The organism is Campylobacter sp. 2457A (assembly GCF_020135895.1).
GTDB classification, from domain to species: Bacteria; Campylobacterota; Campylobacteria; order Campylobacterales; family Campylobacteraceae; genus Campylobacter_D; species Campylobacter_D taeniopygiae.
Map to the genome: position 1 here is coordinate 37,867 of NZ_JACHTO010000008.1, position 12,372 is coordinate 50,238.

General features: G+C 29.3%; 13 protein-coding genes and 1 pseudogene. 10 read left to right on the forward strand and 4 right to left on the reverse strand.

The genetic code is table 11. The annotated features are described in order from the left end of the window. Window positions 1-44: 44 nt before the first annotated feature. The 6 genes from H2280_RS03895 (at window position 45) to H2280_RS03920 (ending at window position 5,020) form a co-directional block, all read left to right on the forward strand. Window positions 45-1,133 carry a CinA family protein gene (locus H2280_RS03895; RefSeq protein WP_137623407.1) on the forward strand — a complete coding sequence of 363 codons (1,089 nt, stop codon included), beginning with the start codon at window positions 45-47 and terminating at the stop codon, window positions 1,131-1,133. Between the two features lie 67 nt (window positions 1,134-1,200). Beyond that, window positions 1,201-1,821: an NAD(P)H-dependent oxidoreductase gene (locus H2280_RS03900; protein ID WP_337195748.1), complete on the forward strand. Its 621-nt coding sequence runs from the start codon at window positions 1,201-1,203 to the stop codon at window positions 1,819-1,821. After that, a complete protein-coding gene (locus H2280_RS03905) occupies window positions 1,818-2,423 on the forward strand; it encodes an NAD(P)H-dependent oxidoreductase (RefSeq protein ID WP_337215750.1) in 606 nt (201 codons plus the stop codon). The genes H2280_RS03900 and H2280_RS03905 overlap by 4 nt, the downstream gene beginning before the upstream one ends. Window positions 2,424-2,517: 94 nt before the next feature. Further along, entirely contained in the window at window positions 2,518-3,054 is a 537-nt protein-coding gene (gene pgsA, locus H2280_RS03910) for a CDP-diacylglycerol--glycerol-3-phosphate 3-phosphatidyltransferase (protein ID WP_137623410.1), read from the forward strand. Further along, entirely contained in the window at window positions 3,051-4,154 is a 1,104-nt protein-coding gene (gene rseP, locus H2280_RS03915; RefSeq protein ID WP_337215730.1) for an RIP metalloprotease RseP, read from the forward strand. The genes pgsA and rseP overlap by 4 nt, the downstream gene beginning before the upstream one ends. Beyond that, the gene (locus tag H2280_RS03920) at window positions 4,151-5,020 is read left to right on the forward strand and encodes a VirK family antimicrobial peptide resistance protein (protein ID WP_337215731.1); all 870 of its coding nucleotides are present in this window, start codon (window positions 4,151-4,153) and stop codon (window positions 5,018-5,020) included. The genes rseP and H2280_RS03920 overlap by 4 nt, the downstream gene beginning before the upstream one ends. Here the strand turns inward: H2280_RS03920 and H2280_RS03925 are convergent. Next, window positions 5,013-6,014 carry a sugar phosphate isomerase/epimerase family protein gene (locus H2280_RS03925; RefSeq protein WP_337215732.1) on the reverse strand — a complete coding sequence of 334 codons (1,002 nt, stop codon included), beginning with the start codon at window positions 6,012-6,014 and terminating at the stop codon, window positions 5,013-5,015. The two genes, H2280_RS03920 and H2280_RS03925, sit on opposite strands and share 8 nt — an antisense overlap. Before the next feature lie 9 nt (window positions 6,015-6,023). Then, window positions 6,024-7,284 (reverse strand): annotated as a pseudogene (locus tag H2280_RS03930) (MFS transporter). A gap of 232 nt (window positions 7,285-7,516) precedes the next feature. Here H2280_RS03930 and rpsF point away from each other — a divergent pair. Genes rpsF through rpsR form a run of 3 tightly spaced genes read left to right on the forward strand, consistent with a single transcriptional unit; the run spans window position 7,517 to window position 8,691 of the window. After that, window positions 7,517-7,894, forward strand: coding sequence for a 30S ribosomal protein S6 (gene rpsF, locus H2280_RS03935; protein ID WP_137623415.1), 378 nt, complete (start codon window positions 7,517-7,519; stop codon window positions 7,892-7,894). 8 nt (window positions 7,895-7,902) lie between these two features. Next, on the forward strand, window positions 7,903-8,418 hold the full coding sequence (locus tag H2280_RS03940) for a single-stranded DNA-binding protein (protein ID WP_137623416.1): 516 nt from the start codon (window positions 7,903-7,905) through the stop codon (window positions 8,416-8,418). Window positions 8,419-8,430: 12 nt separating this feature from the next. Beyond that, window positions 8,431-8,691, forward strand: coding sequence for a 30S ribosomal protein S18 (rpsR, locus tag H2280_RS03945; RefSeq protein WP_059117862.1), 261 nt, complete (start codon window positions 8,431-8,433; stop codon window positions 8,689-8,691). A gap of 35 nt (window positions 8,692-8,726) precedes the next feature. Here the strand turns inward: rpsR and lon are convergent, their stop codons facing one another. Both lon and H2280_RS03955 read right to left on the reverse strand, forming a co-directional pair. Then, on the reverse strand, window positions 8,727-11,105 hold the full coding sequence (gene lon / locus H2280_RS03950) for an endopeptidase La (RefSeq protein WP_137623417.1): 2,379 nt from the start codon (window positions 11,103-11,105) through the stop codon (window positions 8,727-8,729). 15 nt (window positions 11,106-11,120) lie between these two features. Then, on the reverse strand, window positions 11,121-11,768 hold the full coding sequence (locus tag H2280_RS03955) for an outer membrane protein assembly factor BamD (RefSeq protein WP_137623418.1): 648 nt from the start codon (window positions 11,766-11,768) through the stop codon (window positions 11,121-11,123). 152 nt (window positions 11,769-11,920) lie between these two features. Between H2280_RS03955 and fliW the strand changes: the two genes are divergently transcribed. Then, window positions 11,921-12,322: a flagellar assembly protein FliW gene (fliW, locus tag H2280_RS03960; RefSeq protein WP_137623419.1), complete on the forward strand. Its 402-nt coding sequence runs from the start codon at window positions 11,921-11,923 to the stop codon at window positions 12,320-12,322. The last annotated feature ends 50 nt before the right edge of the window (window positions 12,323-12,372 follow it).

Here is a 12,372-nt window from a genome sequence, read left to right on the forward strand (position 1 = left end):
TTAGTTTAAAATTTAGCTATAATTACACAAAAAAGGGAAATTTTATGAAACATTTACTTTTTCTTATTGGCGATGAATTGGCAATGAATGATGATTATAAGGATTATATTTATCGCTCTTATGAAAAAAAATTTAAAGAAATTTGTGAAATTCGTTTTCAAAATAAAACCGATAAAGAATTACCTTTTTTACTAGAAAAACTTCTAACAGAATATGATTTTATAACTCTTTTTACCACATCTAATCATTATGCAACCATAGCTAAAATTCTTGCAACACTCAATGAAGATGCTTTGGTTTTAAAAGAGGATAATTTAGTTCCTGATAAAGCTTATTTTTCTAAAGATAGTTTTGTATGTGATTTTATCCATTCAAAAATCAATGTTATAAAAACTACAATAGGTAAGAAACTTCCAGAACTTCTTGGAAATATACAACCTAATTTTACCTATTTTTGCCTTTTTGGGATTGATGATGAAAGTGCAGTTGTACTTCTTGATGCCTTAACAAAATCTTATGAAGTTAAAATCAAAACAAGTAAAATACTAGATAATCTCACACTTATTAAAGCCACTTGTCCTAATTTTGGAAAATTAGATGGATTTTTAACCAGCATTAAAAATCTTTTTGGACAAAAAGTATTTTTAGGAAAAAATCCTTTGGATTTTATTATTTCAAAACTTTTAGAAAAAAACTTAAAAATTTCCTTTGCTGAAAGCTGCACAGGCGGGCTTTGCGCTAGTATGCTTACTAAATTTAACGGGGTGAGTCAAATTTTTGAAGGATCGATTGTGAGCTATTCTAATCGATTAAAACATGAATGGCTAGGCATTGCAGAAGAAAATTTGCAAAATAGAAGAGAATATAGCGAACGTTGTGTGTATTTTATGTTAAAAGGAATTTTTAAAACAGCAAAGCCTGATTTTGCCTTAGCTATCAGTGGAGTAACCGGAGAAAACGATGAAGGCGCTATAAAATCAGGTACTGTTTATATAGGGGCAATGTTTAAAGATGGAACATTTGTGCAAGAAATTCTTCATTTAGACGGAGATAGAGAATTAATGCAAAAACAAGCTGCGATGGCAACTTTTTGTTTATTATTAAAACTCAAGCCAGAAATTTTTGAATTTTAATTTTATAAATGATTAAACTTTTATAACCTATAATTAATTTAGCTTAAATTACATTAAGGAATTAACCATGAATTTTAAAGATCTTATTTTAAAACGGCACGCTTGTAAATTATTTAGCGATAAAAAAATCAATAAAAATGACTTAAATTTTATCCTAGAAAGTGGAATTTTAACTCCGAGTTCTTATGGTCTTGAACCTTGGAAATTCATTGTTTTTGAAAAGCAAGAAGATAATTTAAATCTTTCCAAATTATGTTTTAATCAGCAAAATGTCGCTAGTGCGAGCCATAATATCGTTATTTTAGCCAGAAAAGATTTGCAAAGCAAAGATGCTTTTATCCAAAAGCAAGTGCGTCGATTTGCTGATTCTGATGAAGAAAAATTTCAAAAAATTTTACAAATTTATACTCAAAAAACCGACACCATGGACGATAAACAACTCTATCATTATGCCCAACTTCAATGCTATCTTGCAATGATGCAAATGTCTTTAGCTGCCATAAGCTTAGGAATTGATTCTTGTATGATAGGTGGTTTTGACAAAGAAAAAATAGATCAATTTTTAAAATTAGAATATCCTTTTGAAACAGCGGTTGTATTAGCCCTTGGATATAGAGCACAAGAGCCAAAACACACAACCAAACGCTTAAATTTTAATGAAGTTGTTGAATTTTATAAGGAAAAATAATGAAAGAATTGGATATTTTTAAACATCGATATTCTTGTAGAAATTTTAAAAATGAAAAATTAAATCCACAAGATCTAAAAAATATATTAGAAGTCGCTAGATTAAGTCCTAGTTCTTTAGGCTTAGAACCTTGGAGGTTTTTGGTTGTACAAGATGAAAAGAAGAAAGAAGAATTATCTCAAATTTGCAATCATCAAAATCATGTTAAAAATTGTTCTGCTTTGATCATCATTTTATCAAGACTTGATTTTTTAGATTATTTTGAAGAAAAACTAAGAAAAAGAGATATGGAAGAAAAAGAAATTCAAAAACGTCTAGATACCTATATGCCTTTTTTAAAATCTCTAAATCATGAGCAAAAAATTGCTTACGCTAGAGAGCAAGCTCATATTGCCTTAGCAAGCATACTTTATAGCGCCAATGCCTTAAATATAGCTAGCTGTCCAATAGGGGGCTTTGATAAAATTAAACTTGATTCCTACCTAGATCTTGACACTCAAAAAGAAATAGCGACATTGGTTGTAGCTCTAGGTTACTCCAATGATAAAAATTTGCCGCAAAAAAATCGCTTTGATTTTGATAAAGTGGTTCAATTTTTATAACCAAATAAAAAAATAGAATTAAAATTCTATTTTTACCATTACTTTGCTAAAATTCTATATAATTTTTTAAATTTTATAGAATTTAAGGTCTTGTATGAATTTACCCAACATTTTAGCATTTTTAAGGATTATGCTAGCTCCTTTATTTTTTTTCTTGCTCACCCATTCTTTTGAAAAAATAGATCAAAGCTGGATTAATTATTTTGCAGCTTTAACATTTTCTTTAGCCGCAATCAGTGATTTTTTTGATGGTTATATTGCAAGAACTTGGAATCAAACAACAAAACTAGGAGGTATTTTAGATCCTTTAGCTGATAAAATGCTTATCTTGGCAGCTTTTTTAGGATTATTGATGATAGGAAGAGCAAATGAATGGATTATTTATCTCATACTCGTTCGCGAATTTTTTATCACAGGATTTCGCGTAGTTATGGTCAGTGAAAATTTAAACGTCAATGCCTCATTTGCAGGAAAACTAAAAACAACCTTTCAAATGATAGCCATAGGTTTTTTAACAATGCAATGGACAGGGGGACAAATTTTACTTTATATTGCCTTTGTTTTAACTCTTTATTCTGGTTTTGAATACGTTTTAAGCTATATGAAACAAAACAAAGGAAAATTACAATGAAATCTTTATTTTTTTTAATTTTAATACTCATACTTGGATTTAAATTTTATTCTATTGAATTTTTAGCAACAATTTTAGTAATTTCTTTTTTAATCTTTTTTCATGAGTTAGGGCATTTTTTAGCCGCAAAATCCCTAGGTGTTAAAGTAGAAATTTTTAGCATCGGTTTTGGAAAAAGTCTTTTAGAGTTTAATTTTAAAAATACTATTTATCGCTTAAGTGCTTTACCTTTTGGAGGCTATGTCAAACTTAAGGGGCAAGATGATATGCGTCCAGGTTTTGAAAATTTAGATCCTGATAGCTACAGTGTTTTATCTGCGTTTAAGAAAATTTATATTTTATTTGCTGGGCCTTTTTTTAATCTCCTTTTGGCTTTTATACTTTATATTCTCATCGGAAATTTAGGGATACAAAAATTATCAGCACAAATAGGAGCCATTGCGCCAAATTCTGCTGCACAAATAGCTGGAATTAAACCCGATGATACAATTTTATCCATCAATGGAGTTAAAATTCAAAGTTTTGATGAAATTTCAAAACACCTAAGTCTAAAGCCTTTAAATATTGTAATTGATAGAAATGGAGAAAAAATCAATTTTAATCTTACTCCAAAAATAGGACAAGGGTATAATGATTTTGGTCAATTAGTTCCAAAAGCACAACTTGGGGTAAGTCCAAAAGGCACTGATGTATTAGTTTTTCACACGGGATTACAAAGTCTAAATTATGCTTTAGATGAAAGCATCAAAGCTTCAACACTTATTGTTAAGGGTATAGCAAAACTTATCGTTGGAGATGTGGAAGCTAAAAATTTAGGTGGCATTATCACAATGGCTAATATCACCTCAAAAGCAGCACAAACAAGTTTTACACTCCTCTTGTTTATCGCGGCTTTAATTTCAATCAATCTAGGAATTTTAAATCTTTTACCTATTCCTATGCTTGATGGAGGACATATACTGTTTAATATTTATGAAATTATTTTTAGACGCAAAGTACCACAAAAAGCTTTTGAATATCTAAGTTATGGAGGAATGGCTATACTTTTAAGCTTGATGCTTTTTGCTACTTTTAATGATATTTTAAGAGCTTTACAATGAGTCAAAATTTCACCTATCCTTTGCCCGATTTTTCAGATCCTAAAAAAAGTATTATTTTTTGGCGTTATTCTCGTTTTTGGGCTAGAAAAATTTTATATTTTTCTCAAGTAAATTTTTTCATTAAAACACTCAATGAAGAAAAAAATAATCATTTGAAATATTTTTTTCAAGAAAGGCCTTATGCCTGTTATAATGTTATTAGAAGATTTTGTGATAAAAGTTTTAATGCCGATGAAAGAGTAAGGACTCTACTTTATGATGTTAATAAAGGCTTAAAAATATTTCATTTTTTTCCAGGAAAGAAAAATATTTTTACACTTAAAGATGAAGAAAATATTTTTGAAATCGATCTTGATCAAAATTATCATGTTTGCGAGGAAGGTTTTTGGGCTATTAAGCTTAAATTTAACACTCAAGTCATCCTACAAGCAAGTTTTTGCTTTACCCTTGAAAATAATATTTTAATCGCTTGTATACAAGGCTATAAGCATGAAAATTTAGATTCTTTGAAAATCAATAAAATTTGTACTAAAAAATTTTTTGGATTAAGACCTATAGATTTAATCATAGAATGCATTAAAATTTTAACTAAAGTTTTAAATTGCGATACCACACTCGGCGTTTATGAAAAAAATCAAATTCGATCCAAAAAAGGACAAAGCAAAGGTTATTATGTAAATTATCAAAAAATTTGGCTTGAAAATGGTGGAGAGCTTATAAAAATAAATAAACGCAATTATTATAAACTCTCTCATTTGAGAAAAAAGATTGAAGAAATTCCAAGTCAAAAACGCTCTATGTATAAAAAGCGTTTTGCAATACTTGATGAAATTGAGAAAAAAATCAATGAAATTTTTTCTAAATAATGCTTTTTAAATACTGAACACTTTTTCTACAACCTTCTTTTTGTAGCTTTAAAAGCTTTTCTAAATGTTCTTTTGAAACCTCTTGAGGATAATAATATTGCATAGCTTTTAAGCCTTCAAATAAAGGTTTTTCGATTTTAAAAGCACCCTCGCCCAGCTCACTAACCCCACCGGTTCCTTTTTCTCTTTTAAAAGTTGCACAATAAGGATAGCATTGCTCTATATTAATACGATCTAAACCTTCACATTTTAAAATTTCCACACAAGCTTTAATATCAATATTTCCTTCGCCTAAAGGCACTCCACAAACATAATCCACTCCGTCTTCATTAAAAACAATGTGATCCTTACAATGTGTACTAAAAGTATATTTTGCCATATCCTTACAAGCTTTAATAGGATCTTCATAAGCCATCATAGAATTTCCAAAATCATATAAAAATCCTATTCTAGGATGATTAATTAAAGCCAATAATTCAAGTAAATCACCTGAAGTTTGATATTCATGATTTTCTATGGCAAGTTTTAAATCGTATGTTTCCAAAATGTCAATTAAGGCCTTAATTTCATCCGATGAGCTTAAAAATTCTTCTTTATTAAAAAGCGCTGTGATCTTAGAATCATCAAAGCTACCCTCGCTTGCACTTTTAACCTTTTTATTGCTATCTGTTAAAGGCACATAAGATCTGATAATTTTTGCATCTAAAAATTGTGCTACTTTAGCAATTTTTTCAAATTTATTTTTATCGAAACCCTTAGCATCAATTTCGCAATACATATTATATTCATCAAGTTTTGCTTTAATCTTTTTAAGATGATGTTCTTCATTACTTCCCAAACACCCCCATTCCTCATCCAAGCCAAAATCTTTAATAATATTTATAATCACCCCATCACAACCTAACTCTTTTGCAAAATCAATATAAGAAAATATATCCATTCTACCATTTTGAAACCATAAATGCATACTTTCACTTTCTAAACCAATTTTCATTTTTTATCCTTAATTATTTTGTTTCTTAGCTATCATTTTTAATAAAATAGTTGTTACCACAACACCACAAATTGCAAAAAATCCCATCAAAGCAAAAACGATTCTATAGCCTAATAAACTTTTATCAAAATGATCAATGATAAAACCATACAAAGCAAAGCAAAAAAGTTGAGGAGAATATCCAAAAATACAAGCGATACTCATAGCCGCTCCGCTGATTTCTCTAGGAATTTTAATCTCATCTACAGGAGCAAAAAATGTCGCACGCATAGTAAATACAATCGCTCCAAAACCTAAGGTTAAACACATTCCAAAATAAATATTTAATTTTTCATGAGGCATAAAAATAAAAATTAAAATCGCAAAAGCTGCTAAGACTAAGGCAAATCTTAAATATTTAGTTGATGAATGAAATTTTTTATCTGCCAAATATCCACCTATAGGACCGCCGACTAATTTTAAAGTGTATTGATTGATAATTCCATAAGCTCCAACTAAAGCTATTGGCATACCATAAATATCTTTTAAAAAAGGTATAAATGAAGTCAAACCGCAGTATATAGAATAAATAGTAAAAATAGTTAAAGAAACCACCCAAATTTCAGGAGTTTTTATAGCCTTTACAACTCCATTCCAAGCAGCTTGATTTTTACTGATTTCATTACCTTGTTCATCGGTTGTATTGATCTTATCATCTTCAAGTAAAAAATAAGCCAAAACACCTGCGATAATTACACAAACACTATAAAAAAGTATAGCGGCTTTTAATCCACCTGCTCCTGATCCTAAAAGTAAAAAAATTCCTAAAGCGCTAAAAGCAACAATAGTATCTACAACCCCTCTTCCAGCTTCTAAAAAACCAAAAAGTCTTCCTTGTTGAGTAGAGTCTCCAAGTAAGCGAATTGCCTTTAAAAGAACAGGCCAATAAATCACTTCACCAAACAAAGCTAACAATCCCCAAGCAATTAAAATACCATAAAATGATGGAAAAGTAGAAATATAAATTCCCACCAAACCAACACATACTAAGGAAAATGGAATAAGAATTTTCTTAGAAAATCTATCTGCTATATAAATTGAAGCGAAATTTCCAACCGTTTGGACTATGCCATAAACTGAAAGCGCAAGACCAATTTGAGTATTACTAAGACTCATAAATTCTTGCATAGGAACATAAAAAGCATCCTTTAAGGAAGAGAGTTTAAAGACAGTCCCCCCCCCCTATGACTAAAACAATGAAAGTAAACCAGCGAATAGGTTTTGTCTGCATAGCATTCTCCTAATCAATAGAATCATTAAAATTATCTTAGCATAAAAAACACCATTTGAATAAAATTAAAATATATTTTAATTAAATTTAAATAAATAATGTTACTTTTGGTAATAATTTCATCCTATCAAGTATAAATTAAGTATATTTTGATATAATTAAAAGTTTGCATAGTCAAAACTTTGCAAAATCCTTGCTCATTTATTGGGCTTAATATCCACAAGGAGAATTTATGAAACATTATGAGGTTTTATTTATTTTAAAACCAACTCTTACAGAGGAAGAAGTTAATACTAAGTTGGAATTCGTCAAAGAAGTCCTTACAAAAAATGGTGCAGAAATCGAAACTGTTGTTCCAATGGGCACTAGAAAACTCGCTTACAAAATTAAAAAATATGAGCGTGGAACTTATTTTGTTATTTATTTTAAAGCTCCTCCTAAATTAATTGCTGAGTTAGAAAGAGTTTTAAGAATCACAGAAGAAATTATTAGATTTTTAATCGTAAAATATGAAAATAAAAAAGAGATTGCGGCTTGGGAAAAACTAAGTCACGGTATCAAGCAATCTAAAAAAGAGATTAAACCTTTAGATACTCCTGAAATTCAATAAGGAATACAATGTTTAATAAAGTTGTTTTGGTTGGTAATCTTACGCGCAATATAGAAATGCGTTATGGGCAAAATGGTAATGCGATTGGTGCTTCAGCTATTGCTGTAACTAGACGTTTTACTGTAAATGGAGAAAAAAGAGAGGAAACTTGCTTTATTGATATCAGCTTTTATGGCAGAACAGCAGAAGTTGCAAATCAATATCTCACAAAAGGATCAAAAATTTTAATCGAAGGGCGTCTAAGATTTGAACAATGGAGCGATCAAAATGGTCAAAATCGTTCAAAACATAGCGTCCAAGTTGAAAATATGGAAATGCTAGGAGCAAACAATACACCTCAAAATAGTGGAAATTTTGGTAATTCATATACAAATTACGAAAATCAAAGCTATGATCCTTATGCAAGTCAAAGCAATTTTGAAAAAGCTCCACAAAAAACACCAAACTCTAACCAAAACCAAGAGAAAATTAAAGAAATTGATGTCGATGCTTATGATAGTGACGACACAGATTTACCATTTTAAAAAGGATTAATTATGGCAGAAAAAAGAAAATATTCTCGCAAATATTGCAAATATACGGAAGCAAAAGTTGAATTTATAGACTATAAGGATACAGCTATGTTAAAACATGCTCTATCAGAAAGATTTAAAATTATGCCTCGTCGTTTAACAGGCACAAGTAAAAAATATCAAGAAATGGTTGAAGTAGCGATCAAACGTGCTAGACACGTTGCACTAATTCCTTATATAGTTGATAGAAAAGAAGTGATTAGTAATCCTTTTGAAGGATTATAATAAAAAGCAAAGGTTTTTTACCTTTGCTTGATTATTTATTTTACCAAAGCATATTTTAAAACTTCATCGAAATTTTTCACGGCAATTATTTTCATATTGTCCTTAACTTCGCTAGGAATATCTTTTAAGTCTCTTTCATAATTTTTCTTTGGAATTAAAGCGATTTTTATATCAGCCTTGTAAGCAGCAATGAGTTTTTCTTTTAAACCTCCTATAGGCAATACATTTCCCGCCAAATCAATCTCACCCGTCATTGCAACATCGGCACATACTTTTTTATCACTAAAAACAGAAGCAATTGCAGTACTTATAGTAATACCTGCACTTGGTCCATCTTTAGGGGTTGCACCATCTGGAACATGAATGTGCAAATCATAATGATCATAAACATTGCCTTTAGAATCTAAGATAAATTTTTTAGGAACTTTGATTTTACCTTGATCAATCAAAACTTTAATCACGCTAAAAGCAATTTTAGCTGATTCTTTCATCACGTCGCCTAAGCTACCAGTTAGAGTTAAATTTCCTTTGCCTTTTATCTTAATCGCCTCAACTTTTAATACATCACCACCCACACTTGTCCAAGCCAAACCATTAACCTGTCCTATACGGTTTTCTCCATCATTTTTTTCAATCTCAAAAACCTTTTTATCTAAAAATTCCTCTAGATTTTTAACATTAATATTTACTTTTTTTATCTTTTCTAAAAGTAATTTTTTTGCACTTTTTCGACAAATTTCAGCTACTTTTCTACGTAAATTTCTCACACCTGATTCTCTAGTGTATTCGCTAATAATAAGTTCTATAGTTTCATCATTTATACTTAATTCACTGGCTTTTAATCCATGTTTTTTAAGTTCATCTGGAATAAGATATTTTTTAGCAATATGAAATTTCTCATTAGGTGTATAAGAACTAAGCTCTATAAATTCCATCCTATCTCTTAAGGGTGCTGGGATATTGCTTATATCATTTGCGGTAGCTATAAAAATGATCTTACTTAAATCGATATTGAAATTTAAATAATAATCTCTAAATTTTGAATTTTGCTCTGGATCAAGGATTTCTAAAAGAACAGCACTCGGATCCCCTCTAAAACTTCGGTTTAATTTATCTATCTCATCTAAAACAACCACTGGATTAATTTGCTTTGCTTCTATAAGCCCTTGAGTAATACGTCCTGGCATAGCTCCTATATAAGTGCGACGATGCCCTCTTAATTCATTTACATCCTCAAGCCCTCCTAAAGCAATACGGATAAGTTCTCTTTTTAACGCTTTTGCAACCGAGTTAGCCAAAGAAGTTTTTCCCACACCAGGAGGACCATAAAGACAAAGTATAACTTTGGCTCCATCTTTATCGGAAACCGAACGTTTTTCTAAAAGCTCTTTAACAGCAAAATACTCCTCTATACGCTCTTTTGGCTTATTTAAGGCATAATGATCGTTATTTAAATGCTTAGATACTTCTTTGATATCAAGCTTTTTTTTGGATATTTTTTCAAAAGGAACATCTAAGGCCGTTTCAATGTAAGTTTGTATCATAGACGCTTCAGAATTATCCTGATGAATACGATCAAATTTATCAATTTGTTTTTTAATCTCTTTATAAGCATCTTCATGCATAAATTTTTTCTTATTTTCTAATCTTTTATAGTATTCTCTAACCTCATCTTCTTTTTGAGAATCACTTCCTAACTCTTTTTGAATTTGTCTGAGTTGCTCTTTTAAGAAATATTCTTTATTTACTTTATCAATACGAGAATGGACTTTATTTTTAATTTCTTTTTGAATTTTATTTGCTTCAATTTCTTGAGCTATTAAATCAATTAATTTTAAAAGTTTTTCTTCTAAATTGGTCAAAATAAAAAAACTATAAGCATCTTGTTTTTTAATACGTATAATATTTAAAACTAAATCGCAAATTCTAGAAGCATCCATTCCTTCATCAATCGTTCTAAGCAAGTCAGGAGAAAAATAATGACTGATATTAGCTAATGCCTTGATTTTTTCTTTCAAAACTCCAAGCAAGGCTTCTTTTTTAGTATTATCCAAAGGTTCTTCTTCGATTAAATTTATAGTTGCCTCTAAAGGTTTATTTGAAATTGGTTTTATAATTCTAGCTTTAGCATAACCTTGAAATAGTATCTTAACTCTTCCATCAGGCAAAGGTACTTTTCTCATAATAGTACCCACAACCCCACAATCATAAATTTCATCAAAAGTTCTTCCGTTTTCAAATTTAGAAGGAGCAACAAAAAGCATAGAATCTTTTTTAATTGCAAGATCTAAGGCTTTCATATTTTCAGAATCATTGATAAAAATAGGTGTAATCATAAAAGGATATAAAAATAATTCATCTTCTACCAAAACAGGCAAATCAGCTGGATATTTTTGTATGTCTTCTATTTGCATTATTTTCCTTTAAAATTAAAATTTTTCAAATATGCTTCTATACCAAGGAAGTTCTGGCTTTATAATACTTTGCTTATAAAATTCACTTTCTCTTAGTTTTTGTTCGTAAATTTCTGCACTTTGAGTGTGTCCGGTTCTATAGTATAAATCTTTAATTGTATCATTAAGATAAAAAATCGCTAAATTAAATTTAGTCAGCATAGTTTGCACCAAAGGATTATACTCTGTATCAGGATAATCTTGTAAAAAATCACTGATTTCTTTTTGACTCTCAAGCATTAGTGCTTGATTTCGATTTGGCACCCCAAAAGCATCAAATTTAGCCTTTATTTTTAAATAACGTATATAATCAGCATTGCGAGAACTGCCAAATTTTTTATTATATTCATCCAAATAAAACTCAGCCAATTGATACTCTTCTTCATCAATATGGGCTTGTGCTAAAATTATAAGCGTGGTTTCTAAAAGCGGATTAGAAACGTGTTCGCTGGCCATACCATTATAATGCTCATCAGCCTTTTCTAAATCTTTATCCTGTAAATCTTTAATTATTTGTTTATACCACTCTTTTGCAGTTAAATTATACAAACCCTCATTGGTCTTTACACTACATGAACTTAAAAAAATTCCTATTAAAATAAAAAGAAAAAAATTTTTTTTCATTAATTTACGCCTTTTAAAATATCTTATTAAAATCATTATTTTACGATTATTTTTTGTAAATTATAATAAATTTAGATAAATAAATTTAAAATTTGGAACTAATATTGCTTATTTTATGATAGAATAATGATTATAAATCTTGAGGAGAAAAAATGACCTTAGCTGTTAAATGTCCCATTTTAGGTTTTGAAGAAACTAAAAATATGGAATTTTCAACTATAGATGAAGTATTTGTAAGATTAAAAAGTCTAGATGGCAAAAATTTTTCATTTGTACTTATCAATCCTTATCTTATAAGACCTGATTATGAATTTGATATACCAACTTATTATCAAGAATTGCTTTCTTTAACACCTGATTCTAACATGAAAATTTATAATATAGTAGCCATTGCTAAAAGCATAGAGGAGTCCACTGTAAATTTTTTAGCCCCTGTGGTTATCAATCTTGATAATAATACTATGGTTCAAGTTATACTTGATACAGTTAATTATCCTGATTTTTTTCAAGCTGATCAAATTTCTAACTACATCAAAAAAAATGAAAATGAATAATTAAAATACTTAAAAATATAATTTTTAAATACAAAAATAGCATTTTTTAT